Origin of the sequence: Acinetobacter sp. FDAARGOS_558 (assembly GCF_003937785.1) — a bacterium.
Lineage (GTDB): Bacteria > Pseudomonadota > Gammaproteobacteria > Pseudomonadales > Moraxellaceae > Acinetobacter > Acinetobacter baumannii.
The window spans coordinates 206,016-232,542 of record NZ_RKJH01000001.1 but is presented as its reverse complement, the minus strand read 5'-3'; the positions used below and the strand labels follow the sequence as shown (position 1 = coordinate 232,542).

Annotated in this window: 25 protein-coding genes and 1 pseudogene; 4 read left to right on the top strand and 22 right to left on the bottom strand. The window is 39.2% G+C overall.

The features are described 5' to 3' along the window. Positions 1-41 precede the first annotated feature (41 nt). Both EGT34_RS01085 and EGT34_RS01080 read right to left on the bottom strand, forming a co-directional pair. Complete coding sequence (locus tag EGT34_RS01085; protein ID WP_024437564.1) at positions 42-596, bottom strand: TetR/AcrR family transcriptional regulator; 555 nt, start codon at positions 594-596, stop codon at positions 42-44. A 725-nt stretch (positions 597-1,321) separates the two neighbouring features. Continuing rightward, positions 1,322-1,915, bottom strand: coding sequence for a hypothetical protein (locus EGT34_RS01080; RefSeq protein ID WP_024437565.1), 594 nt, complete (start codon positions 1,913-1,915; stop codon positions 1,322-1,324). 437 nt (positions 1,916-2,352) lie between these two features. Here EGT34_RS01080 and EGT34_RS01075 point away from each other — a divergent pair, with 437 nt between their 5' ends. Further along, positions 2,353-2,793 (top strand): HD domain-containing protein, encoded by a 441-nt coding sequence (locus EGT34_RS01075; RefSeq protein WP_024437566.1) that lies wholly within the window; start codon positions 2,353-2,355, stop codon positions 2,791-2,793. Between the two features lie 34 nt (positions 2,794-2,827). On the opposite strand, the gene EGT34_RS01070 is transcribed toward EGT34_RS01075, so the two are convergent. The 14 genes from EGT34_RS01070 to EGT34_RS01010 all read right to left on the bottom strand — a co-directional run bounded on the left by EGT34_RS01070 (position 2,828) and on the right by EGT34_RS01010 (position 18,976). Next, positions 2,828-3,472, bottom strand: a complete 645-nt coding sequence (locus EGT34_RS01070) for a hypothetical protein (protein ID WP_024437567.1) — start codon at positions 3,470-3,472, stop codon at positions 2,828-2,830. Between the two features lie 11 nt (positions 3,473-3,483). Beyond that, entirely contained in the window at positions 3,484-4,455 is a 972-nt protein-coding gene (surE, locus tag EGT34_RS01065) for a 5'/3'-nucleotidase SurE (protein WP_086241990.1), read from the bottom strand. Between the two features lie 126 nt (positions 4,456-4,581). Beyond that, a complete protein-coding gene (locus tag EGT34_RS01060) occupies positions 4,582-5,742 on the bottom strand; it encodes a hypothetical protein (protein WP_024437569.1) in 1,161 nt (386 codons plus the stop codon). Then, entirely contained in the window at positions 5,735-7,063 is a 1,329-nt protein-coding gene (locus EGT34_RS01055) for a TolC family protein (RefSeq protein ID WP_024437570.1), read from the bottom strand. Before EGT34_RS01055 ends, EGT34_RS01060 begins: the two co-directional genes overlap by 8 nt. Next, positions 7,060-8,646 carry a GH3 family domain-containing protein gene (locus EGT34_RS01050; protein ID WP_024437571.1) on the bottom strand — a complete coding sequence of 529 codons (1,587 nt, stop codon included), beginning with the start codon at positions 8,644-8,646 and terminating at the stop codon, positions 7,060-7,062. The genes EGT34_RS01055 and EGT34_RS01050 overlap by 4 nt, the downstream gene beginning before the upstream one ends. Further along, on the bottom strand, positions 8,643-9,431 hold the full coding sequence (locus tag EGT34_RS01045) for a hypothetical protein (protein ID WP_075874782.1): 789 nt from the start codon (positions 9,429-9,431) through the stop codon (positions 8,643-8,645). The genes EGT34_RS01050 and EGT34_RS01045 overlap by 4 nt, the downstream gene beginning before the upstream one ends. Positions 9,432-9,618: 187 nt before the next feature. Then, complete coding sequence (locus tag EGT34_RS01040; RefSeq protein WP_024437572.1) at positions 9,619-11,166, bottom strand: DHA2 family efflux MFS transporter permease subunit; 1,548 nt, start codon at positions 11,164-11,166, stop codon at positions 9,619-9,621. 24 nt (positions 11,167-11,190) lie between these two features. Then, a complete protein-coding gene (locus tag EGT34_RS01035; RefSeq protein WP_024437573.1) occupies positions 11,191-12,252 on the bottom strand; it encodes an HlyD family secretion protein in 1,062 nt (353 codons plus the stop codon). A 757-nt stretch (positions 12,253-13,009) separates the two neighbouring features. Continuing rightward, entirely contained in the window at positions 13,010-13,132 is a 123-nt protein-coding gene (locus EGT34_RS21425; protein ID WP_000737387.1) for a hypothetical protein, read from the bottom strand. Between the two features lie 167 nt (positions 13,133-13,299). Next, entirely contained in the window at positions 13,300-14,694 is a 1,395-nt protein-coding gene (locus EGT34_RS01030; RefSeq protein WP_024437574.1) for a methylenetetrahydrofolate reductase C-terminal domain-containing protein, read from the bottom strand. A 73-nt stretch (positions 14,695-14,767) separates the two neighbouring features. After that, positions 14,768-15,535, bottom strand: a complete 768-nt coding sequence (locus EGT34_RS01025; protein WP_024437575.1) for an NUDIX domain-containing protein — start codon at positions 15,533-15,535, stop codon at positions 14,768-14,770. A gap of 60 nt (positions 15,536-15,595) precedes the next feature. Beyond that, positions 15,596-17,089: a nicotinate phosphoribosyltransferase gene (locus EGT34_RS01020; RefSeq protein ID WP_024437576.1), complete on the bottom strand. Its 1,494-nt coding sequence runs from the start codon at positions 17,087-17,089 to the stop codon at positions 15,596-15,598. An 11-nt stretch (positions 17,090-17,100) separates the two neighbouring features. Continuing rightward, positions 17,101-17,985 carry a phosphoribosyltransferase family protein gene (locus EGT34_RS01015; RefSeq protein ID WP_024437577.1) on the bottom strand — a complete coding sequence of 295 codons (885 nt, stop codon included), beginning with the start codon at positions 17,983-17,985 and terminating at the stop codon, positions 17,101-17,103. A 181-nt stretch (positions 17,986-18,166) separates the two neighbouring features. Then, positions 18,167-18,976, bottom strand: coding sequence for a sulfite exporter TauE/SafE family protein (locus EGT34_RS01010; RefSeq protein WP_024437578.1), 810 nt, complete (start codon positions 18,974-18,976; stop codon positions 18,167-18,169). Positions 18,977-19,074: 98 nt separating this feature from the next. Here EGT34_RS01010 and EGT34_RS01005 point away from each other — a divergent pair, with 98 nt between their 5' ends. Then, positions 19,075-19,863 carry an AraC family transcriptional regulator gene (locus tag EGT34_RS01005; RefSeq protein ID WP_024437579.1) on the top strand — a complete coding sequence of 263 codons (789 nt, stop codon included), beginning with the start codon at positions 19,075-19,077 and terminating at the stop codon, positions 19,861-19,863. On the opposite strand, the gene EGT34_RS01000 is transcribed toward EGT34_RS01005, so the two are convergent. Genes EGT34_RS01000 through EGT34_RS00985 form a run of 4 tightly spaced genes read right to left on the bottom strand, consistent with a single transcriptional unit; the run spans position 19,858 to position 23,139 of the window. Further along, positions 19,858-20,349: a GNAT family N-acetyltransferase gene (locus tag EGT34_RS01000; protein ID WP_031972125.1), complete on the bottom strand. Its 492-nt coding sequence runs from the start codon at positions 20,347-20,349 to the stop codon at positions 19,858-19,860. The two genes, EGT34_RS01005 and EGT34_RS01000, sit on opposite strands and share 6 nt — an antisense overlap. Further along, the gene (locus tag EGT34_RS00995) at positions 20,346-21,110 is read right to left on the bottom strand and encodes an ABC transporter ATP-binding protein (protein WP_000614439.1); all 765 of its coding nucleotides are present in this window, start codon (positions 21,108-21,110) and stop codon (positions 20,346-20,348) included. The genes EGT34_RS01000 and EGT34_RS00995 overlap by 4 nt, the downstream gene beginning before the upstream one ends. Beyond that, positions 21,107-22,117, bottom strand: a complete 1,011-nt coding sequence (locus EGT34_RS00990) for a FecCD family ABC transporter permease (protein ID WP_086241991.1) — start codon at positions 22,115-22,117, stop codon at positions 21,107-21,109. The genes EGT34_RS00995 and EGT34_RS00990 overlap by 4 nt, the downstream gene beginning before the upstream one ends. Positions 22,118-22,119: 2 nt before the next feature. Next, positions 22,120-23,139 (bottom strand): ABC transporter substrate-binding protein, encoded by a 1,020-nt coding sequence (locus EGT34_RS00985; protein WP_024437581.1) that lies wholly within the window; start codon positions 23,137-23,139, stop codon positions 22,120-22,122. Between the two features lie 256 nt (positions 23,140-23,395). Between EGT34_RS00985 and EGT34_RS21485 the strand changes: the two are divergent. After that, positions 23,396-23,497 (top strand): annotated as a pseudogene (locus tag EGT34_RS21485) (hypothetical protein); the annotation flags it as partial. Between the two features lie 71 nt (positions 23,498-23,568). Here EGT34_RS21485 and EGT34_RS00980 read toward each other — a convergent pair. Both EGT34_RS00980 and EGT34_RS00975 read right to left on the bottom strand, forming a co-directional pair. Continuing rightward, positions 23,569-24,621, bottom strand: a complete 1,053-nt coding sequence (locus tag EGT34_RS00980) for an NAD(P)-dependent alcohol dehydrogenase (RefSeq protein ID WP_000206303.1) — start codon at positions 24,619-24,621, stop codon at positions 23,569-23,571. Positions 24,622-24,675: 54 nt separating this feature from the next. Then, positions 24,676-25,314 (bottom strand): carboxymuconolactone decarboxylase family protein, encoded by a 639-nt coding sequence (locus EGT34_RS00975; protein ID WP_024437582.1) that lies wholly within the window; start codon positions 25,312-25,314, stop codon positions 24,676-24,678. Between the two features lie 254 nt (positions 25,315-25,568). Between EGT34_RS00975 and EGT34_RS00970 the strand changes: the two genes are divergently transcribed. After that, a complete protein-coding gene (locus tag EGT34_RS00970; protein WP_000013631.1) occupies positions 25,569-26,453 on the top strand; it encodes an AraC family transcriptional regulator in 885 nt (294 codons plus the stop codon). The last annotated feature ends 74 nt before the right edge of the window (positions 26,454-26,527 follow it).

Below are 26,527 nucleotides of genomic sequence, written 5' to 3'. Positions count from 1 at the left end.
CAAATATTAATTATTAAGAAATTATCTTTTATACATCTAACTTAACATACGCTTAAGCTTTTCAAAAACACCTCAACCATTCTTTCATTCACTTCATCGGAACTTAAACGCTGAATAATGGCGCCTTCGATCATATATAAAAATAATTTGGCATCGGTAAAAGAAGCATCGGGTTTAAGTACTCTAAGTTGGCTATAGATTTCATTCATTAACCATGTTCTATATCTCACGGCGGTTGTATATGCGTTTGGGTAGGTATTTTTGATTTCAAAAATGACTTTAAATAATAGGTAATACAGCCCGTCTACATCGGTATGTAAAACATAGAGTTTCTTGAGTTTGTCGATTGCGTTTGTGTCGTGGTCGTATTCGACCATAGCAACCACTTTTTCTTGGAGTCGCTCTTTTTGCACCATCAGGCAAATTTCAATTAACCGTTCTTTAGAGTGAAAGTAGTTATAAAAAGTTGCTTTGGTAATTTCGGATTCTTTTACAAGTCTGTCGACGCCCACAATATGAAAACCGCGGCGGTGAAATAACTCAATTGATGTATTTACAACTTTTAATGCACGTGTTGGGAGAACTAAATTTGGCATATTTTTACCGTTATAAATTAAATTTTTGTTGTATATAAATGAGATATAAAAACCGCTGGCTTTTTTGGGAGAAAAAAAGGCATAGCAAAGCCGTAAAGACTGTGCCCAGCACATCTCAAGTTTTAGTTGTTGCGAAGTTTTAAGTAATAACGAGCTAAAGCCTGAAATAGCCTTACGGCAATCAAGCTGCATTAAATGTTTTAAGCTGTGTTGTTATAGCTTTTGGCAAGGGTTGCCAAGAAATGATGGATGTGCAAAGCCAACTCCTTATTTATGGAGTTCTGCCAAAGCATAAGATTTATGGTGGCAGAACGGAAGCGGGTTGACAGACTGGTAGGACTCCAGCACACATAAAGTGTCCCTCTCCCGTCCTACCGCTACGGGAGGGAACGAGAAGTACACACAAAACTATTCCTCGGAAGGAATAATCCCGATGCGGTCCTATAGCAGTCTGTCAAAACTGCCTGGCAATGTAGGCCAGAAGCCAAATGTTAATCTCCAATATTTGAAGTGTCAATGTGAAATTGGCTAGAAAATATTTAAATAATTATTATTTTTCATTTAATTACATAATTAAGGATATTCTTAAGTAATATTTACAATCTGCTTTTATATCATTAAGTTAAATTTTAAAGTTGCAAAAAGTTCTTATAAATACCTAACAAAAAATATTTATTAGAAAAATAATGATTTCCTTATAAAAATACGCCCTTCAGGGCGTATTTTTAGGACTGATTCACACACTTTAACTTATCTTGCAAATTGAGTATTTGCTGTTGATATTCTTTAGCTATTACTTCGTTATCTGCTCTGATTTCTTGATCTGTCTTGTTATCAAAAACTGACCTTGCATGACCGTTTCTAGCATTTTGTTTCTTTAATTCAAGATTACTGATTTTTTGGAGAATATCAGCATTTTCCTGATAGTTTTTAAGATGTGCCAGCAACTTTCGGTTATCAGCATAGGCTTGGTCTAATTTTAGGTTCAAAGTTTCTTTTTCATTATTCAATTCTTGAATTTTGTTGTTTAAATTCTGCACATTGTAATGATTTACTGTTAGCTCACTATTACTCTTATTTAAGTTAGTAGTTAGAATATCTTTTGTCTCATCTAAGCTTTTGGACTCACTTTTTTTATCTTCATAGTTTTTTTGCAATAGATTATAGGAAGTTTGCAAACTTGCATTAGCCAATTTTAACGATTCAACTTGAGGAGCACTCACATATTGATTCACAAGGAATAAGCAAGCTGGGAAAGAGACAGCAAATGAAGCAATAAAGGCCGATAAGTTTTTTTTGACAAGTTCAAAAATTTCCATAAATTTTCCAGAATATTTCTAAATTATAGTGTTAACAAATTGTTTTAAAGTTCTAAATGTTGATGAACTAGTACGATATTTTATCATTAGCTACGTCTATTTTGTCTTCTAAAAAAGGCTTTACAGGAATTTTTTATTAGGCTTTAGAAAACTTTATTCTGTTTATAAATCCCATTTATTGTTAATTTTTCTATTAATTAAAATAAGTAAATATTTTCTAAAAAGACTTTTTGCGCATTAATTACTTACGGCGAACCTATCTCAGGTTTAAATACGACCAACCTCTAGGTATTGAACCAGGTTTTTATCAAAATTCGATCATGGGTAACCTTTAAAACGAGTATGCCTACCTTAAGTATTCAGTATAAAATTATTATTTAAGCGGCCCATCTCACCAATTAGGCTGCGTTATATACTCAAAGTAATAAGAGCAAAAAATGACTCAAAATAAAGTTGAATTAGCAGAGAAATTGTCAAAAGAATCTCATCAAGGTCAGAAGTATGGTCCTCATGATTACTTTGATTACCATATTAAAGGTGTGGTCAACTCATTAATTGAGCACCAATTTTCAGAAGTCTATATTATTACAGCCCTTCTCCACGATAGTGTTGAAGACACCCCTCTTACCCTAGCCAAAATCGAAAGCTTATTTGGAAAAGAAGTTCGTGATGCGGTTGATGCATTAACTAAACGAGAAACTGAAACACGCGAAGAATATTTAATTCGTTGTAGTTCAAATCCGATCGCTCGAGTCGTGAAACTTCATGATGCAGCCTTTAATGCGCACAACTCACATAAAGAAAATAATCAATCACGTATCGATTATTACCTTCAAACCATGTTAATTGTTTCAACGGCGCAAGATAAGTTGAGATAAAAGACAACGAAATAAATCCGTTGTCTTTTTATTTTTAAGATTGTGCAAATGCCCAAATGTCTTTTGATGCAATCGTGTCAGATACAAGTCTAAAACTCATAGGTTCTAGGTCTTCATCTACCACAACATAACCTTTCGAGTTATTTTTTAGCGCATCACACTTATTATCGGTCAGTTGATAGTTTGCGGTATTGGCTAATGCACTTTCAGTAATCACACCCGTAAACACACAATTTGAATCTTTCGAGACAATTTTGCCTTGTGCATTCACCTCGGCATTTACCGTCGTTCCATCCGGAAACGATAAATCGTAGGTGCCGACCAATTGATTAAGCAAAAGTTTTTGATCAGCAATTTTTTCATAATGCGCTAATTCGACTGTCATCGCCTGATTAGACTGGTTGCTTCGCCAAGCTTTTGTTTTTGCATCATAGCTCATCACAATCTTGGCACGGTTTTCGTCATCATCTAAAACCAATAATTTAGTCCCATCTGCACCAGAATAGTATTTACCCGCCATAGGTAATTCTTGATCAGTTTCGGTACTAATAATATAAGTTCCGGCATCTAAGCTCGGTGCTAGTGCAGGTTTTTCAGTCGAGACTTGGGCATCATGATCATTGTCATTACAAGCCGCCAATCCAAGCCCAAGGAGTAAAACCAATAAACAACGTTTCATGGTCTTTCTCCTTACTTGTTAAATAAGCTTTTTAAACGGATTTTAAGCCATTCTTGACCTGCTGGTCGTTGGTCATAAGCAACTTGCATTGCAGTCACAGCAATTTTGCTTTGCATTACAGCGCTTTCATCCGACATTTGAGCGGCAGTTGGGGCCGATGGTGCCGCATCGATTCCTAGACCAAACTGGTTATTGCCTTTATTGTCTTTAGTCACTTGGAATTTCAGCTTATATAAGTCATAAGACCCAATTTTTGAAAATGCAAACGGCGTACTGGTTGTTAAATTTTTAGGAAAATTCACATTGAGGGTAATGCCTTTTGGCAACAATTGGCCCTTGCCTGCCTTAGCTTGTAATTCTTTTAATAACACTACAGTTTGCTTTGCCACAATTGCAGAGTTAGGGTTGTTTAAAGTTTTGTCATCTACCGTGTTGGTATCGGCGCTTAATGCAATAGACGGAATGCCACGTCCTGCCGAAAACTGTACATTGCCAATCGTACCAGAGTGTACAACGACTTTTCCGACATTTTGGCCTTCATTCGGGCCAGATAAAACTAGGTCTGGTGCTTTACCCCAGCGTTTTGGTGCAACTACATCTAGTCCATAAACTGTTGCCATGACTGGTGTGCCATGCGTGTAGTTCCAGTCGCCATTGGTATAACCTGCTTTGGTAAAGGTTCCAACCGCAGGTGCACCAATTGGTGCTGCGCCATTGTGACAACCATTTTCAGCCGCAATTTGCTTATCATTATCCGCGGTAATCGTTGTTGAGCTGTACATCACAATCGCGCCACCGCGACCACTTTGTGGTGAACACGGTACAGACACAAGCACGTTATGACCATTTGCTTTTAATTCGTCATAAAGTGCTTTGATATTGCTGGTTAGGCCGTCATCGTTAACCAATAAAATATTTAGCGCAAAAGCTGGAGTTGTACACAAAGACAGAATAAGGCCGCCCAATAAACTCTTTTTCATCACTTAACTACCATGTTATTAAATTTCGGTTTGTATGGTAGTGGTGGTATATGTATGTTTAGTGACTAAGCATAAATATATCAAAAACCCACTTTCGTGGGCTTCATTAAAATTACTTCAAGTTTTAAGTTAAATACGTCCAACCTCTAAGTATGGAATCAGCTTTTTATCAAAACTTGGCCGAGGGTCACCTTCAAAGCTAATAAAACCATGCATACCCGTTAAACGTTCACCTTTATAAAACTGGTTTAACTGATATCGCGGGTCTTTATGGGAAAGCGTAAAACTTACCACACCAACGCCCTGCTGTTTTGACTTGTTATAGGCATCTTCGAGCATTTTATGGTGTAAAGCCAAATCTTCAGGATGGCACATAAGCGTATGTAGCACATGGTACTGAATTGAATCACCCAGCTTAGGCAAACGCATGCCTTTGGTCATTGGCGTCAAAAAGTTATAGACGGGTCTAAGCACAGCTATGGCCGAGCTGTAATTTAAAATTTTGGTTTGTTTAATACTATGCTGATTCCACAAACCAAACATGCCCACCAGTTTTTCACCTTTAAAGTAAAGTGAAAAGTCCGAGAGTGTCATCCCTGAAAAATACCGATGCCCTTGGGCCAGTTCTTCAAAGTTATAGGCAGGAATAAAGTTATAAAACTCTGCCATGTCGCTAATAAACTGGTTCATGGCTGGCACATGTTCTGCTTTCGCTGTACAAGTACGAATCTCTTGAAGATGACTTTGCTGAGAAGTCTGCTTTAGAAAAGCCGTAATTTTCCGTTTTGTGCCAGTGCTCGTCAGACTGAGTGTCTCTATAAGCCCTTCATCATAATAATCAGGCATTCCCGTTTTGCCTGTTTGGATGGCAGCACGCGCCGCGTGGTTATCATCAAAAATAATCATTTGGCTATAGTTTGGTTCATGCATAGTCTGTTTTACATGCTTGCCTAAGACCTTCACCAGTGATTTACCCCGATAGCTGTGATCTACCCGTAAGTCCCCAGCATAGCGTAAGTTTTGAATGTTCCGATTGATATAACACGGACGGTAACCATTGCTATAACAGGCCACTTTCTTTTGACTCTCGGTATCTTCAATCACGACATGCAGTTTATGCCGATAGACGATGTCAGACGCCCTAAAATAACTCGGTTCACGCTGAAAGCTGATTTGTATGCCTTTGGTGGTCATGGGCACCGCAATTAACTCTCGTAAAGCCTCGTCATCTGCCAAAGTCGCTTCACGGGTAATGAGAGTGTTAGCAAGTGGTGTATTTGTTTTATTCATTATTCACCTGTTGTGCGGTCTGCATAGGAACCAAATTGTTTAAACGCCCCATTTGGTCGAGTAGCTGATAAACAAACACCACTTCGTCTTGGTCATTTACGGTTTTCTGGGTTTGCGCATCGAGTAACTTCTGCTCGGTATTAAGCAAATCAAAGGTAGTTTTGGTGCCCACATCGAACTCTTTACGGGTATAGACAAAGGCAATAGACGCTGCCTCTATGGCATTTGCCAATGCATCTTTATTTTGTCGAATGGTTTGAAGCTGCGCATAGGTGGTACGGGTACGCTTGTTCAAGTCTAGCTCAAGACTTCGAATTTTTTGCGTAGCCAAATCTATATCGGCCTGTGCTTTTTTGACATTGGCCCGATTTAAACCATCGTCATAAAGCGGTACATTGAGCTGCACCCCAACCATATAGTTATTACTTTCAGAACCAATATAACTCGCTTCATCTTGCTTTCCGGCACGGCTGGTCAGCATGACCGTTGGCCAAAGTTCGCGTTTAGTTAAAGCATATTGTTTTTCGGCGGCTTGCTTTTCATATTTAGCCCGCATTAACGCTGGATGATTCTTGGTTTGAGCCAATATTTCATCTAGGTTAGCGGGAATAGTAGGTAATTGATTGATTGGAACAAGGTTGTCAGGTGTTGTACCTGTCACTTGATAAAACTGTGCTTCGCTTACGGTCAAGTTAGATTGTGCCTGTGTAATATCGGCTTGACCTTGTGCAACTTGTGCCAACACCTGAGCCAAGTCTGCACGGGTAATCATACCTACATCAAAACGGCGCTTTGATTCATACAAAGACCGTTGCAGATTTGCCATAGTCTTTTGTCTAAGCTCTAAAATGGCTTTCTTTTTTAATACGTCGGTATAGACCATCACGGTATTTAAAATCGTTTCCGATCTTTGATCTGATAAGCCTTGGTTTTGGGCAGAAAGCTGACTTTCGGCAATATCTATCCCTAAACGGTGTCGCCCAGAGGTATAAATCGGATAATCTGCCTGCAATTGCAAACTTCGGCCTTTACGGTTTCCTTCGGTTGGAAACAAGACGTGTGAAGGCGTATTTATTCTTTCATAGTCAAGTTGCCCGACTAAATTAACTTTGAGTCCATCACGTTGCTTGGCCTGTTCAAGCATAGCGGTGGACTGGTTCACACTTAAACGGCTGACTTCGAGCTGACTTTCATGTCTTAAACTGGCTGACAAAGCCTCATCTAAAGTCATGGCATGTGTATTCGACACCAACAACACGCCTAAATACAAGGCGTGTCGAAGTGTTAAAAACCGAGTATTAAATGGCTTCATCCCTTTCATAGTTGTTCCAAACTATTCAGGGTGACTTTTTTGAGTGGCTCAGGTTTGATATTGCCTTCGATAATGCCATCAAACATGACTAGTTTCTTGTACGCATTCCAGCCATTATTGGCTTGGCGAATTTGAGGCTGGTCGAGCTGCCCTAAGTTTCGTGCAAGTTCATAATGGAAGTTTTGACGTAAGATACTGTCGATATATTCATTGTTAATACTGTGATGAATTTCACCTTCAAAAAGCACACAATAAAATGGTTTTACTTGTTGTTGGGTATCAATCGCCAGTAAAGAAATCGCTTTTGACTCGGTTTCGTTTAACTGAGACAACAATTGTTGAGCAGTTTCAGGTGCTAGTTTTTCACCGACCAGATCTACCCCAAAACGACGGCCTTGAAACTCAAAACACGGAATTTGCTCTATAAAGCCAGTCACTTTTAAGCAATCATCCAGACAGTAACGCAGTAAGCCATTACCCGAAGTAATCAGTGGGCTGACCACATCACCTTGTTTAAGCTGCCATGAAGGAACGATTTGACCTTGTTTCTCACCCTCTAAATATTCAAATTCATAGAAGTGACTTTGGTATGCGAGCGGGTATTGATCATTATAGGGAATGGTGACTACACCTTCCGTCGCCCATAAGCCTTTACCTTCAAACTGAACACTGGGCAATTTCTCTTTTAATTTTTCGGCCCACGCTTTTGAACCTGCAGTATCCCAACTCGACACCAGACTTAACTTTGGCCAAAGTTTTTTAAAGTCGATCTGTTCGCCGTTTGAACTTGCAATTAAGGCTTGAGCACTTTCAGGGCTATGCGGTGCAGTGACTTCTTTTAATGAAGCTTGACGGTTGCCCCATTTACCACTTTGTAAAACCTCAACCACGTCTTTTTGCAATGCCTCTAAACGTTCAAGTAATTGCAGCGCAAACGTTGGACTCCATACCGAAATCATGGCTAAGTTACGGTTTGCGACCAAATAACAAATGGTGGCAAACAGTGCATCGTCAGCATTGGCCGCAAATGCAACGTTACTTGGAACCGCTTGGGTAAACTTGGATAAAATTCGCTTACCTACACCGAGTAGCGCACTGTCATCATTTAGGTTTTTGTCTTTTAAAACTTCACGCTGACTTTCAGGTAACCATGACACTGACCAGTAATGTGTACCCGAACTAAGCTCTGGACATTTACGGTATAAACTCGCCATCCACGGTGCAATCGCATGGTCAAGTTCATCTAAAAACAGCTTGGTATATGGAATAAACTTGATTTGTTCACTCGAACCACTGGTCGGCTGGAAACGAACCAGTTTACTGCTCGAGAGTGAAAGCTTTTGTTCACGGTAACGCTGAATGTCTTCTCGCCAAGCGCTATAGCGAGTTGCAGGAAATGCTTTTACAAACTGCTCATAGTTTTGAACTTGTTTATCTTTGGCCAAAGTAGAGGTCTGTAAAATCGAATGCAAAATTTGACGTTGCGTGGTCTCTAAAGCATTAAACTGTTTTTGGAAATTACGGTCAGATGCATCACACCATTTTTTTAAAATAAGATGCGAACCGAGAGTCAACCATTGATTAGATTTCATTGGATAGCCTCTCTACGTTTTGTTTTATGGCTTAACTGCGCTTCAAATTTTCCTTTGCTTGTCGGCTTCGTCATCAGTTTTACAGGGAAACGGGCAATATCTTTCCAACCAAGTCGACCAATACATGGCAGTTCTGTACCGGCTCTCCAAGTTGGATTTTTCTGTTCAAAGAAATGAATATTTGGGTTCTTTTCTCTCATTTCGGCAGTAATCGGTGCGACTTCGCCTTTTAATGGTTGATAGTCATCACCAAAGTTGAGTAAGCCGGCTTCTTTGTCGTAGTATTCGCCAAAGAATTTTTCACAGTAATGTTCAACAACTTCCGAAAGATGTTGGTTTTCATCTTTAATGTTTGGGTAATACACATAATAGTTATTGGCAAGTAAGAGATAAGTCTTATAGCCTTTAGAAATGAGAAGCCAATAAAGTTCGTTAAAAGGATATTTAATTCGAAGCTTGATCATGAGTTTGAGCATGGTACTTTGCAAGGTACGCGTGCCCCAAAACTTTTTCAAAATGACCGTATCACCGCTAAAGAGCACGGTGTAATCTTTACCGTTTAAGTAGAAATGCTGCACAACTACCGTCGAGAAACCGACAATCTCATCTGTTTCTGAGTCAAAAATTAAGATCGCACCGCTTTTATTTTTAAAATCATCTACGAAAATAGAAAATCTGGTATTTTCGTAATACTGCTCGTAAATAGAATACATCACTTTCAATCGTTCAGTATCGATTTGCTCTTTTTCAAAATATTGCCCATAAGTTGCGTTTTTCAGGTTCAATTTTGAAATCAGTTTATATGTTGTATTAATCATAATACTTTAATCTCCCACATCCAGATCTGTGAGTTCCCCTATCTCATACAGCGATATTCGAAACTCATATCAATGTTCTTTTTCTATGAAGGGATATGTTTTGATATGCCCTATTGTTTTCATTCTTTGAAAGCTGCCTTTTATTTTTAAATCGCTACATATTCATTTTCTTCCCCCGATCCATAAATATGGTTAAAAAGGCGGTCACAAACATGATGATTGCGAGCATGCGTAATAAGTCATTGAAACTCGATGTCAGTGCTTGAAAATGAATGTCACGATAGATCACGCTGAGCGCGATTTGCTGGGCATTTGCACCGACTTCTTGATATTGCACCGTAAGCTGGTCGAGTCTTTCTGTAAATATCCAGTTTTGTGGTGTCATCGACTGATTAATCTGGGTAACATGCATGGCGGTTAGCCAATCTAAGGATGAATTGATAAGTGCTAACCCCACTGCGCCGCCAATATTGCGCATCAGGTTATAAATACCGCTGGCATCGGCAACTTTACTGAGTGGCAATGTACTCATAGCCAAATGCGAGACCACAATCAGGCAAATCATGAGGCCAATACCACGGTAAATTTGCGGCCAAAACATAAAGTCATAATCACTATGAATGCTCAAATGTGAATTGAGCCAGACACCAAAGCCCGCCAAAATCATTCCGACAAATACAGTTTTGCGGGTATCGAAATTGGGAATGAGCCACGCAAGAAACGGCGCAAAGCAGAACATGACAATACCTGTCACCATCATGACGTGGCCAATTTGGCTACTGTTCATTTCACGGACTTGCCCAAGAAACACGGGAATCATGTAACCCAAGCCATACAGCGCCATACCAATCACAAACGTTGTAATGGCACTTAAGGTAAAGTTTTTATTTTTAAATACCGATAAATCGAGCAAAGGTTTAGGCTGAGTAAAACTTCGAGAGAAGAAAATCATGCCGCCTACAACGCAGACCATAAAAGCAATACGAACTCCTGTGTCTGCAAGCCAGTCATGTCGTGCGCCTTCATCGAGGAAATATTCAAGCCCACCTAAAAACATCGCCATACCAATGAGGCTAAACCAGTCCATACTTTTGATGAGTGAATAGTTGGCACGGTCGATATTTGGACCTGAGTAAATGACTGTGGCAATGATAATGCCCGGAATAATATTGATCAGGAACATCCAATGCCATGAGAAATTATTGGTAAGCCAACCACCAATGGTGGGGCCAATCGCTGGGCCTAATGTACTGATCATGCCAAACATGACCAAAGGTAATGAGCGTTTTGCTTCTGGAAAAAGTAAGTACAACGCCGTCATGGAAGTCGGAATCATACCGCCGCCCATAAAGCCTTGAATGCCACGGAACACCAGTAAACTTTCCAGGTTCCATGACAAAGCACAAAGTAAAGAACTCACCGTAAAGCCGATTGCACACATGGTGTAATACACCCGTGTTGAAAGCACTCGCGAGACAATACTCGACATTGGAATTGCAATAATTTCGGCAATTAAATAAACCGTTTGTACCCAAGTGACTTCATAACGACTTGCACTCATACCAGCTTGAACTTCGTTTAGAGAACTTGCCACAATCTGAATATCAAGAATCGCCATGAAGTTACCAAAAATCATGGCAGCAAAAATTGCCCATGCAGTTTTTGCGGGAAACCTCCACTCGGCTTCAACATGCTTATTCATTTATGATTACCCAAAATTTTATTATTAAGTTCTTAGGTCAACGGTGGCGCTCACCGACATTCCAGGTTTTATCAAATCAATATGTGGGCTTGAATCTATGGCGATACGTACAGGAATACGCTGTACAACCTTGTTAAAGTTGTCTGTGGCATTGTCTGGTGGCATAAGTGAGAAAGTCGCACCTGAAGCGGGAGAAAAGCTCTCAATTTTTCCGGTAAAGTTGAGGCTCGGATAAGCATCAAGTTTTAATTTAACTTTCTGACCAATATGCATTTTTTCAATTTGAGTTTCTTTGAAGTTCGCTTGTACATACAAACTATTTTCAGGAATGATCGCCATTAAGCGGGTTTGTGGAGAAACACGTGAGCCTTTTTGAATTGCCAGACTACCGATTTTACCGCTTACAGGACTAACCACTTTTGATGAAGCCAAATCGACCTGATACAGGTTTAAGTTTGCATTGGCACTTTGAATATCTGCTAAAAGCTGCGCTCGACTGGCTTGTAAACTCCCCAACTGAGCTTCTGCTGCATTTACGGCGGCTTGCGCTTTGCTGAGCTGTGCCTGAGCCGTTAAAAATTGAGACTGGATCCCTTCAAAATTTTGTCGGGTAATTACGCCATCTTTTAATAAATCTTGATAACGCTCGAACTCTTTTTTCAAACGCACTAGGTCTGCTTGTGCTGCCACTACACCACTATTTGCTTCAATAATTGACGACCGTGCAGACTTTTCATTTTGTTGTTGTACACCAAGCGCTGCTTCTTTTAAGCTGACCACAGAACGGGCTTGGTCATAACGAGCTTGGTAGTCACGATGGTCTAATACCGCTAAAGTTTCCCCTTTTTTTACAAACTGATTATCGTTAATTAATAACTCCATCACTTCGCCTGAAATCTTTGGCATCACCCAAGTGACATCGGCTTGTACATAAGCATTATCAGTAGATTGATAGAATCGGTATACAAAAAAATAATATAAGATGCCAGCAACTAAAAATAACAGCAGGACACTAAAAACACCCCAAGTTATTTTCTTTCGGCTTTGGAAATTAGTATCAGTTTCTAGCTGAGCTACGTTATCCATAATCATTCCGCTTATTTGTAATATTCGATTTTTTATTTAAGCCAATAAAATTATTGGTTTCTTTTTTACGTAACTTTTCACTTGGTTTTATTCAATGAATCGTGACAGCGTAAAATTTGGTGCAAATTATGGTTCTTAAGTGAATTAAATATCATTGACCTCTTTGACATATATTTTTTCTATTTATGTCAATTAATCATATTATATAAACTATGTTTAAAAATTATGTAATTCGAATTTGTCTAAATTTTCGATATAAATTTATTTTAAAGAATTAAATATAAATAATTGTTTTACAAATAAATTACTATTTAGTAGACATAGTTTTTTTAAATTTACTAAATAGCCTTTTATTGCAGTATTATTAAATATAAGTTTAATTATGTAATATTTAAGTATTATTAATTAAAATAATATGTAATTTAAAAATTGATTAACAATCTAAATTGTTATAGTTATACGAATAAGATATATAAGTTATAAATATTATATTTCTTTAAATTAACAACAGTAAAACTGATAGAATGTTTAATCTTATAAGTAATGATTGTTTAATAAATAAGCTACTACAATAAGTAAAATAGCTTATTATTTTTAGATAAAACAAACTTACAAATAAGTTTAAACTTACTATTAAAAGGCGAACAAACCTTTAAAAATAGTAATTTAAGTGATTTTGTTTATTAATTAAACTCTTAAAAATTTCTTCTAAAGTTATTCCAAATGAAACCCACTCATTGAGTGGGCTTTTTTATTGCTAACCGTTTTGCCTGAGGTGGTCTTGGAACTCTTGGTCGTGTATTTTGTTGTAATTAACAGGGTCGTAGACACATCCAGTTAAAACAACAATTACAGTAAGTACAGCAACCAACTTTTTCATTGAGACAGCCTTTCTTTTAACGCAAAAGATTTGCTTTAAGTATACTCCTAGGTGATCACTTTGATTGGACATAATTAAGGCAAACGATTGTTATTTTTAAATTATTACCCTGCTTTAGCATATAAATTGTTTTTTTAACAAAATCAAATCACGGATTAGTACAAAACTTAAGCCTCAATCGCTAAATACCAGTTTTTCCAAGAACTGGTTCCTCTCGTTTCAAGAGGCACCGTTGGAATCAGTTTCTCTTTTAATATTTCGGTTTGTTTAACCGCTTTGGCTAGTCTTGCTTTGACAGAATGAATACATTCACGGTCACCAAATTCACAGCGGTCTAAAGTTGTTCCACCGCAAGGACCATTGGCTAAGCCTTTGGGACATGTTTCAGGGCAAATATATAAAGTGTCACCTAAACGGCACTGACCACAGCTTTCACAGCCGACTAGACTATGTTTACTCAATACTTCTGTTTTGAGTAATGCTTTAGCGACCACAGAATTTTCCCAAAAAGACGCTTTAAAAATAAACCGCCCAACGCCTTTGGCAATTTTGGATCCGAAAAGGGCCTCATGCATCACATGCAGTTGGCGATATTTAATGATTTGTTTAGATGTTGGCTGACGTGAAAAACGAGCAATTTCAGGGGTAAACTCTTTGCCTGTCGTGACTTGCCAAAGTGAACTCCAAAGCTCTTCTAAGGTCTTAAGGTTAAGATGTCTGTATTGCTCGATGTAACTTTCAAGCAGCATTTGCTCTTCTGGCTTATGACAAGCAGATAAATGAATACCCGCAAATCCTAAGTGTTTACATATTAAAATTTGTAAAGCGCAGCGTAAATAAACACGGTCTGTATGTCCTGCCTGTTTTTCTTCTGCCAAGACTTTTAGCATGTGTGGAGTAATCACAATACCCGCAACTTTATGCTTTACCATGAAGTTGGCACGGCCTAAAGTCAGTGGCATGACGCAAGCTAGTATTTGCTGCGAATAATCATGCTTGGTTAAAAATGATTTGGCTTGTTTTAAGGCTTCAATGTCATAGCCCAATTGGGTAATGATAAAGTCAGCACCTGCTTTAATCTTCTTATGCAGTTTTAAATACTGTGCATCACGCTCAGCTTCGACATATTTAAACGGATTAAAAGCAACGCCAATACGAAAACCACCATGTTGCTTAGCTGCCATTACGGCGTTTACCGACTCTAGGTAACGACTACGAGGCTGCCCATCTCGTCCATTATGATGTTCTTTGAGTTTGTCGCCTGTAAGCAATAACAAGTTTTGAATATTGGCAGACTTGGCTTGTTCTAAAAAGCGCTCAAAGTCTTGTATGTCTCTCGCTTTACCTGAAAAGTGTAAGACTTTCTCTATTGAGTCAGGGTAACTTTTGCTGGCTTCCAGCGGCGCGATATCATGATCTGAATGTACACGATCTGCCAATGTCATTGCAGCCGGATATCCTGCAAACTCATGTCTTACAGGATAAATTTCATGTAGTGAAGTGAGGTACTCCACCAACACAAAAAACTGGTTTTGCTGGAAGCAGGGAGAAACGTGTGACATAGGCAAAGTGCTGATCAAAACATGACATCAATCATAAGCGCGGCATTATAAATCAAAAGTGCATCAAGATGCGCTAGTCAGAAAGCTCATTGTTTTGCTTATCTTCACCCTCTTTATTTCTAGGTAATTCGAGTGAACGAGGAAATATAAAATCAAAAGAATCGAGTGCATAGCGGTAAAGCTGAGCTGGCCGTTTGCCTACAATTTTACTGTGGTTGGTTTCTTCAACTGCGCCCGCTTCTATCATACGGCGTCTAAACGCTTTTTTATCTAAAGATTGCCCAAGAATAATTTCATAAATAGTTTGTAGCTCGGTTAGCGTAAATAACTCGGGCATTAGACTAGCTGGCAATGCGGTATAGCGAGTTTTACTGGTTAAACGCTCTAAAGCCAAGCTGAGCAATTCATTATGATCAAACGCCAATGCTAAATCCTGAGCTTTTGCTACAGGTATCCATTCGCTGTATTCAGCCAAGGCTTGGTGTTGATAGGCATTAAAATCGATTAATGCAAAATACAAAATGGTTACTGCCCAGCCACGCGGGTCACGTTTGGCATTGCCCACAGAGGCAACTTGTTCCAAATAAGGTGAACTAATTCCTGTTTTTTCGACAAGCTTACGATAAGCCGTAGCCATCAAATCTTGATCATGGGTTAAATCGGCAAAACCACCCGGTAAGGCCCATTGGTCTTTGGCTGGAAAGTTGGGCCGCTTAATGAGTAATACCTGCAACTGACCATTAAATACCGAGAAAATAGCCATATCTACAGTGAGTAAAGGTGCGTCATAATCTCGGCGATCATAACTGGCAAGGAATTCTTGTTCAGTTTGAATAGTCACGTTCAGTCTCTCAATGAAAATGATGAGCCGATACACATGCAACGGCTCATCTAAACTCAGTTATGCGATGGATAAACGCTCACGTATTTGATCCAAAGTACACTCATACTGAAGTTTACCATTTTCAAAGACGGTTTTAAGTGCTCCGCCTTGTTCTTGTTCGGCTGTTTGCTCATCAAACAAAGTAAAGCCATTTTCACTTTCTTCAATGCGTAATAGACCTTTCGCAGATTTTTTTACGCCGGAGTCAGTAATGGGGTCTTTAAACAACTCTCGGCCTACCCCATTTACTTGCCCCCAAGTCGCTTTCACAGCAAACCCAAAGGTGTCGCGAGTTAAGTAGTTATAGGTAAAACTGCCTATACCAAACACCAAGTTATTTGAAGCGAAACCTTTGGCTTCTAGCCCTTCTAAAATACGCTGTGCACGGTCTAGAGTAATCGAGTCACCGTAAATTAAACCGATACGTTCATTCAGTACTTTATAGCCTTGATCAGTTGTTGTACCACCAAACACTTCCCATAAACATTCAACAGCGCCTTTATATGCTGGGCTGCCGACTTCGGCGTTTGTGTCACCACAAATAATTTTAACTGGGTCACCAGAGTCAGGACGGAAAACCAATTTAGCCAAGCCTAAAGCATTAGGTTGTCTTGCCAGAATTTTAGGTTTTAAAGCCACCGTAAATTCTGTAATGACTCGCCAAAAGTCCCAAGTATCAGACACAATACTGACAACACCCGACGGATAAAGCTCGCAAATTAAACGTTTAAATGTTTCTAGCTCACTGTCTTCTGTACCCATACACATCACACTGTGTTCGGTCGCTGGTACAGATACCCCAATCACACCTGTGGCATTGTAATATTCTTCTGCGTAGTCAATTGAAGCAACCGAGTCTGTTCCAATAAAACTGGTTAAGTGGCCTACTCCTGATTGTGCAGCATCATACATTCCACTCATGCCACGGCTACTAAAATCATGTCCTTGCACAGGTACAAAATCGAGTGGTGCGCCAGTTTTTACGGCATATTGAGTTAATAAACGTTTGTACTCATAGGCAATTGTGGCCGTAGTACAGCTTTTCCAAAGTTCAGCACTTAATACAGTTTCAATATAGTTGGTTAGCCAAAAGAAACGCGGGTCGGTATTAATTACGGTAAGCACGGGTACACGCATATTGACGCGACTGCCTTCTGGCAAAGCTTTAATGCGTAATGGTAAATAGCCCAAGTCATGTAATGCTTCAATGTGATCGACTGGTACAGCACCTTCACCTAATGAACTATCCATACGGCGTTTATAAGCAGCCACGACTTTGTCTTTAGGTTGCTTAAAAAAGCCTTCATTCCATGTATCAATTAAAAAGTGTTTGATAAAACCCTGAAGACCAAAGAACACAACTTTATCGTCGAAGTCAGGCAACATTTTAGCAAGTCGAGATGAACGCGGCGTAAAGTTTGCGTACACGTACTCTGTACCTGCTGGATACTGACGTCTGTGATCCGCTTTATAAAAATCGATAGCGTTTAATGGATTAAGTTTAATCGTCATCTTTGTTCTCTTTATTCTGCTGCAAAAGCAATTACTGAAATTTTGTCTGATGGTTGTTGTGGAAAGCTGTCTGAGGTAAACAGTTGATCTAACAGTCCATCAAAAACCTCTGTTCCTTTACTGAAAATACCGTGGGTCACATATAGAACGACCTTATGGCAATTGAGGCGACGCAGTTCTTTGGCAATACCAATAAAGGTTGCACCGCCGTCGCAAATGTCATCGGTAATGACCGCTGTGAGGCCTGATAAATCAGTCGCATGTACATGTGTACCTAAAATTTTGCCAGTCACCGGATCACGTTTTTTATCGCACTGAATAATAGTGATTGGTTGTTTGCGCTTAGAATTAAAAGCATCTGCGACCATTTGTGTACGCGATTTTGCGCCTTTGTCTGGGCAAACCAGCACTGTTTTTTCATCTTTTAACAATGTGCTTAGCGCTTCACTCTTTGCGATGATGTCTACTGAACTGATGTTTACAACTTCGCTAAAAGAAGTATTGGCAGCAAGTAATGCTGTCGTTACTTCACTATGACAGTCCCAAACAGTGATCTTGCCTTGTTTGCCCGCTTTTTTGTCAGCATTGATGTTGAGTAACTTGGTCATCACATCAAGCGAGAACGCTTGGCCTACTGCACAAATACGGTCCTGACGTGCATATGGAAAATACGGAACTTCTAGGTCAATGGTTAAACCCTGAGTCAGCAATATATTTTCAAGTAACAAATAGTCCATCACATCGTGACTTGAGGCCATCTTTGCACGAACCAATACCTTGCCAGATAGTGAACCTAAGGTTGTCTCATCAATTTGGACATGACGCTCGCCACCAGAAAACTGCGTAAATTTCACTGGAATCTCATTTCTTGCCGCATCTAAAAGCTGGATAGCCATATCATCCTCTTTTTGTCTGATGACCTTCGATGAATATATAGTGGCACAAAGCCACTATATATTTCAAGTCTAATTTTTAAACTTTTTTCAAAGCCCTTTAAGACATAAAATTTGCAGTTTTAGAGCATTTAGAAATTCGATATTTAAAAGAGATTATTCTTCAATTAATTGAAATAAAAAGTTAATTTACAAAAAGCATGATGAGTAGAACTATTATTAAAAGTAGTGGATACAACTTTGCACGCCATAAATCAGGGAGTTTTGAAATAAATTTTTCTGAAAAATATAGCCCGATCCATGTTCCTGCAACCAAGAATAAAGCAGCTTCAAACCAGATTAGACCGATAAATCCGTTGGGTGTCCATGTAGATTGCCAAAGTGACAATACGCAATAGGTCAGCGTTGCAGTGAAAGACAAAGGCAGTGTGAGAATATTTGCGATAGCCGCGGCCTCTGCCATAGAACTACCCCGCCGCCGTAATAAAGGAACCGTCATTACACTTCCTCCAACACCTAAAAGTGCTGCAACCCAACCAATAATGCCCCCTTTAATGAGTTCACTGTTTTGTCCATAGTGTTGCTTTTGCTTTGAGGTCACCATAAAGCCTGGTCGGTAATAACAATCTAGAATGGTTATGAACACATAGCCCATAAATATCCAGCGAAGCCAATTTCCATTAAACAATGAGGCCATTACCGCACCGACAATTCCACCAAGTGCAATACCACCCCATAAAAAGCGGATTTGTTGCCAATCTATATGTCCAGAACGATAGTGCCGAAAGGTTGCAAAACTTGCCGAGCAGAGCATGACAAACGCTGATGTGGCTACGGCGATTTGCATAGCATGTATGCCGATATTACTTTCATTACTCCACTTTTGAATAATGACTGTATAAAGCAAAGGTACAGCCACAAAACCGCCGCCAAAACCAAATAACCAAGTGGTTATGCCTGACAGTAGTCCAAATAAAAATAGCTCATATAGCATCATCATCTTCCTCACGTTTATAGAGGCATGATATAAAATAGCTCTATGGCAAACTAACGTAGAAAAGCCATATTTTTATTTGTTTCAGCCAAAAATATATGCGTAATATTCCAATTAACGATGTAGACCATCTACCACAAGCAGTTCTAGCGTTAGGGTCAGATTATCCTGCTGATACCTTGTTAGATACGCATAGCCATCGCCGTGCACAGTTCTTATATGCACCCGAAGGCCTCATGAAAGTTGAAACTGAAGATGGACAATGGCTCGTATTACCGTACAGCGGTGTATGGATACCGGCAGGCAAACCACATCAGGTATGGTTATCTAAAGTCAGTACTTATAGTTTGTATATAGAAGTGAGTAATGCCCCAAGACAAGCAAACTATTGCGAGGTTATACAAGTCTCGCCTTTGTTACATCAATTGCTCATTCAGGCAAATCAGCTACCTATTGAATACCAACGTGCAGGCCGTGACGGCGCTCTTATCGATTTATTGTTATATGAGTTAGAAGTTGCACCAGCCCTACCTCTGTTTATTCCTCTGCCTCACAATACATTGTTATCTAAACAGTGTGCTGAGTTTATGGAGCATCCTGATATTCATAGTAGCCCTAAAGATTGGGCACATGACCACAATAAAAGTGAACGGACTTTTCATCGTTGGTTTAAGTCAGAAACGGGGATGTCCTTTCAGGCTTGGCGTAATCGAGTCTGCATCATCTATGCTTTAAATGCCTTAAAAGAAAATATCTCAATTACGGAAATTGCTTTTAATTTGGGCTATGAACACTCGGCAGCTTTTACAGCAATGTTCAGTAAAATTATGGGTTATCCACCTACCCATTTTCAAAAAAGATTTCATGCGCATGATAAAACGCTATAAAGATTTACTCATATGAATCGTGTCATACGTATCAATCCATTCCCGTTGAATAACCTCAAAACCTTGTAGAGTCCAAAATTCTTCAGCCGCCGGTAAAAATGGATGAGTATGCAAATACAAACTAGTAATAGCATGGTTTTTGGCATGGCTAAACAACATGTTGCATAGCTGAGTTGCGATGCCATTACGGCGGTATTCAGGCAATACAAACAACTTAACCACCTCAACTGTATTGAACGGTAAATTTAAATCAAAACGATGGTCATACGCTCGATAAGCAATGGTGCCAATAATACGGTTTTGGTCTTTTACCGTAATGAAGCAGCCCAGTGGATCATGGACATAATGCTGCTCAAAATTTTGTAAATCTTTGGGGACTTGCCCATGATAAATTTCTGGGAATAAGAGCTGTCTTGTATAAAGCGCAAATTCTACCGCAGACACATAGTCTGATTTGTCTATTAACTGATAATTCAACATATTCATAGCCAAGAATGATCAGGTATCACAATGGTTTTGTCTTGAATCATGGCTTCATGAAACTCAACATCATAGACACTTTTTAAAAACTTAGGATCGGTTATTCGTGTTTTAGACTCAGGCTTAACCACTTCGTGTTGGCGCATAAAAAACAAATGGTCTGCAAATAAAAAAGCTAAATTGGGATCATGCATAATTGCAATCACCGTAAAATTTTGCCGCGACAACTGACGCAACTTTTTCATTAAATAAGACTGGTAATAAACATCGAGATGATTGGTTGGCTCATCGAGCAAAATGACTTTCGGTGCTTGCACTAAAATACGCGCAATCATAACCAATTGCCGTTCGCCACCCGATAGCTCGGTATAAGGACGGTCACGCAAATGCTCGATGTCTAAATCAAACAAAGCTTGGTCTACACGTTCCCAGTCTGACTTTGAAGGACGATATCGACTAAAAGCAGCACGCCCCGTAATCACCACATCTTTAACCAAAAATGGAAATACGGTTTTATGAAACTGCGGTAAAAAACCGAGTAATGCAGCACGATCTTTCCCTTTAAAGTCCGATAGTGGTTTTCCAGAGTAACGAATCAAGCCATCTTTTACAGGTTCTAGGCCAGCCATCAATTTAAACAGTGTCGATTTTCCGCAGCCATTACGCCCTAAAATCACTGAAAACTGATTTTCGGGAAACTCTAGATGAATATTTTTAAGAACCTGTTTGTGCCCATAGGCATAATTTAACTGATCAATTTGAATCATGCCCAATGAGTCCTCTGTGTTTTCATTAATAATAAGAAAAATGGCGCACCAAGTAACATGGTAAAAATACCAATCGGTATTTCGAATGTCAGTAAAACCCGAGAAAAGTTATCAATCAACAGTAGAAAACTGCCGCCCAACACCATATTGGCAGGAATACTGTAGCGATGATCTGGTCCAACCAACATTCTCACAATATGTGGCATAAACAGCCCATATAAACTAATAATGCCTGCCGCAGCCACAGAAGTTGACGTACATACAGTCACCAGAGCAATTAAAAGAAGTTGTTCCCACCTTGGATTAACACCAACAGCCTGTGCTTCTTCGGCACCAAGTGCCATTAAGTTTAAGCGCCAACGCATCGCAAATAATCCGGCAAGACCAATACAGATCGGTAGTACGGCGTATTGAACCTTTTGCCAAGACGCCTGATGTAAGTTGCCCATCGTCCATTGCACAATCGCTTGTAATTTAAATGGATCACTTAAATATTGAATAATCGTGAGACCTGCTAAAAACAGCCCCGAAACAATCATGCCCGATAAAATTACCATGACTAAAGACGTCTGGCTTTCATGTTTTTGATGCGCAAACAAATATGTTAAGCCAACAGCACAAACACCAAAAATAAAGGCTGATAGGTTTGGTGAAAGCCAACTTAAAGAAAGTGCCAAGGCTGCACCGAACGCAGCGCCAGATGAAATACCAAGTACATAAGAATCAACCAAGGGATTACGAAACAATGCCTGCAAGCCATTACCCGCGGTTGCTAATGCGGCTCCCACCATAAAGGTCAGTAAAATTCTAGGCAGCCTGACATTTACTAAAATGTTTTGCATCAGCCTAAATTGTTCAGCGTCAAAATATGGTGTACCAAAGACCGCTTGTACACCCCAAAACAAATAATCCCATGCACTTAACGTTTGAGTTGGCCCAATAAGCAGCGAGATAAAAATCATGATGACTGGTAACGGGTAAAACCAGTAATACTTCAGTTTTTCCATATTCATTGCATCAACACTTTAGCAAGCTGCTCACCATACAACTTGGTTAAAATACGCTGTTGTAAAGCACTTACTGGTAAATCAGACTGTTCAGGATAAATACTGTGATTTAGATAAATCGCCGTAATAATGATTTTGATGGTGTGCGGGTTATATATAAATGCAGGACTCAAATTAAATACCTTTCGGTTTTGTACAGCGCTTAAACCCTGTAATTCTTTTCGTTCATAAATCAGTTTTGGGTTGGTATTCCAAAGCACAATATTGTCAGGGTTCCATTCAATGAGAGTCTCGGGGTTTACGTTGGGTTGGTTAGCAGCGGTCTGAACAATATTGTAAGCACCCGCTAGCTCAATAAAATCATTGGTAATCGACTGACGTCCCGAGGTAGAAAAAATTCGGCCACCAGACCAAGCATAGTAAATCGATTGTTTATTTGGCTGACGTGCTGTTTTGGCTGCGACTTCTGCCACAATTTCATCAGAGAAATTTAAAATTTCTTGAGCTCGCTTTTGGGCGCCGCTCAGAATAGCAATTTTAGACAGCTCTTCTTTCACTTGCTGGTAGGTACTGGACTCCATTACATATACAGCGATGCCAAACTGCCGTAACAGTTCAATCGTTTGAGTCTGCCCGCTTCCTACAATCACTAGATCTGGTTTTAGCAACACGAGACTTTCAATATTGGTTGCATTGGCTCCTTGCGAAGGTGCTGCAAGCTGCTTATTGGCAATGCGTTTATCTATTTTTGAATAGGCATTAAATAATAAAGGTTGAATGTATACTTCTGCAGGTATACCAATTACTTTGTCGCCTTGCCCTAGCATATAGAGGCCATCTAAACCCGACTCAAACAAAGAGACAATTCTTTGGGCAGGTTTGGCTACACAGACTTTTGTATTTGTACTATCAAAGACACATATTGAAGGAGAGGTTGAGTTTTCTTGAGTTTTTCTATGGTGCTCAGATGAGGAACATCCACATAGAATGAGTAAAGTGAGTAATGAAGCCAATAACTTCATTATGACACCCCGTGCACAAATAGAGTGCACAATAAAAAGATGTGTTTATTTAGTGCATTTTTCATGTGAAAAAAACACCATAAGAGAGCAAGACGGTTTGAATCATCATTTATACAACAATCAAATTAAGTATGTTAGATAACGCCTTAGATAGTAAGCAAAAAAAACGCCAAATTTACCAACTAATAAAAACTATTTAATGATTGGGCAAAAAGTCTATAAAAGCGAGTCAAATAATTTAATCATGTTTATAGCGGTGAGTCTCGTGTTAGGACTCAGCTTACCTGTTTTTGGATTTAGTATTTTATTTAAGCTACTTATCTTTGCTATGCGTAAATATATACCTTCTAAATCATAGCGCTCGCATCAATTAACCTGATGGGCTGTGCACACATAGCTATAGTATGCACAGCTCAAATAATGTCTGAATTAATCTTCAGATAGAGTTTTCATATCAATCACAAAACGATACTTCACGTCGCTCTTTAGCATACGTTCAAAAGCTTCATTAATGTTTTGCATATTAATCATCTCTACTTCAGAAACGATATTATGCTCACCACAAAAATCGAGTAGTTCTTGTGTTTCTTTAATTCCACCAATAACCGAGCCTGCAATTGATTTTCTACCTAAAATCATAGGTACTGAATTTGCGCTAATTTCACCTAAATATCCAACTAATACAATGGTTCCATTTAAAGCTAAAGTTGGAATATAAGGCTTCAAATCATGGTTATAAGGCACAGTATCAACAATTAAATCAAATTGATTTAATACCGACTTCATTTGATTCTCATCTGTTGATAACACTACATGATGTGCGCCAAGTTGTTTTGCATCTTGTTCTTTGTTTGCTGAGCGAGTAAATAGTGTCACTTCAGCGCCTAGAGCATTGGCAAGTTTAATCGCCATGTGTCCTAAACCACCTAAACCAACGACAGCAACTTTACTGCCCTTTCCAACATTCCAGTGACGTAGCGGCGACCATGTGGTAATACCCGCACAAAGTAGTGGTGGTACAGCTTGAGCATCCAGATTTTCAGGTACTTTTAATACAAAATCTTGACTACAGGTAATGCTTTGTGAATATCCACCATAAGTTGGGCGTTGGTCATGGCGATCTACGCCGCCATAAGTCTGGATGTTACCTTCTTCACAATATTGCTCGAGTCCTGAATGACAAGCAGAACAAGTACGGCACGAATCGACCATACAGCCAATGCCCACTAAATCACCAACTTTATACTTTGTGACTTTAGGACCGATTGAGGTAACACGTCCAACAATTTCATGGCCCGGAACTAATGGATAAGCACTAAATCCCCAATCGTTTTTAGCTTGATGTAGATCAGAGTGACAAACACCACAATACTCAATTTGAATGACAACATCATCTTCACGTGGGGTTCTACGTTCAAATTTAAACGGAACTAAAGGAGTTTCTGATGACAGCGCGGCATAACCTAAAACTTCAGTTGTCATATTTTTCTCTCATGTTTAATGTAAATAAAGACGATTTTTTCGCTGGGAGCTCATTTAGAGCGATTGATTGTGAAAACTGGTCAATACATTTTGGAACCTTTGACCCACTTGCAGACTTACTTTTTCAGCAAGTATTTTCTGTATATTTTCAAATTGATGAGAACTAACACCTTGAGTCTTTGCAATATTAAGATGGGATTGAAGTTGGCTATCTACACCTTCTAGAGCCGAAAGCATGCTCAAAGTAGCAATCTCACGATCTTGCCAATTCAGCACATCCCTTGAAAAAATATCGCCAAAAAGATGAGCCTTTAAATACTCATCTATAGCTGGAGCAAACTCAAAAAGTGCACCTTTTACAGGTTGACCCACCAACTGAGTTTGATTCTGAGTACCTTGTAAAAGTGCCTGATAATCTTTCGGTAGAGTGCTGTTAGTCTTACCCTCTATGTCACGAATACCGTTTTCTTTACGCTGCTCTAGCACCTGCATAAATGTTGTAAGGGCATTCAAACTTCGAGGAAAACCTGCATAGGCATAGGTTTGAACTAAAACTTCCTTAATTTCTGCAATGGTTAACCCTAAATCTAAACCATCTTTTAATGATTGACTGAGTTTAGCTAGGTCACCATTTGCAGCATAGGCAGCAATCGGTATGATTGCCTGTTGCTGTTCGGATAAAGAATTTTGCATTTGCGTTATTTCCTTCTTTTGAGATAAAGGAAGCTGGACCATATGGGTAGCTGCATAAATCTGTTGATTCAGCGCCAACAAAATGAGGGATGCAGGATTAAGCGTTGTTTAAACAGTATAAAAATGAAAGTTGTAAGGTGTTGTTCTATTCCTCTCACAGATTTGCCTAATCCTCCGAATTGTTGCACTTCTCACTATTTTTCTTATTTGAAATGCCTACAATAAAAATACAGAGGGTAATCGGTAGAATCTGAATGGCGAATAGGTCTAACCATAATCAAGAATTGGCTCAACTTGTCGATCAATGGACACGAGAAAAAGGCACATTCGAAACAGCTATTACGGGACTGACTTTATATCGTGCAGAGACATTGACCAAACCAAGTAGCAGCATGATGGATGCGAGTCTATGTATGATTGCTCAAGGCAAAAAACAGGTGATTCTTAGCGAAGAAACTTATACTTATGACTCTAACCATTTTCTTTTTACTGCAATTGACCTACCTGTAATTGCTCAAGTGCTTGAAGCTTCTGTTGAACAACCCTATCTCTCAATTGTGCTAAGGCTAGACCCATATTTACTTGCTCAAATCATGCTTGAGGCGCATATTCCCTTTAAAGATGTAAATACTGAGAAAAAAGGAATGGCTGTTGGAGTAGTCAATTCAGAGCTGAATGATGCATTTATACGGTTAATAAAACTACTAGATACGCCACAAGACATTCCCATCTTGTCTCCTCTTATTATTAAGGAAATTTTTTATCGTTTATTGATGAGCCCGCAAGGCGATCGACTTAAACGTATTGTAGCGGCAGGCACTACAGGTCATCGAATTGTGAAGGCGATTGAATGGCTGAAAACAAATTTTGCGAAACCATTTAGTATTGAAGAACTGGCAAGCACAATGGGGATGAGTGCATCAAGTTTTCATCAACATTTTAGGGACATAACCTCAATGAGTCCCTTACAGTATCAAAAGAGAATGAGATTGACCGAAGCACGGCGTTTGCTAATGACCGAAGAATACGATATTTCATCTACCAGCATGCAAGTCGGTTATGAAAGCTTGTCCCAATTTTCCAGAGAATATAAACGCTTTTTTGGGGTTTCTCCGTCAGTAGATATTAAGAATATATAAAAGCGACACGTACGGACCATTAAGGTTATTTCAAGGTATTAGCATCAAGCATAAAAAAAGCGGTACCTGATTAT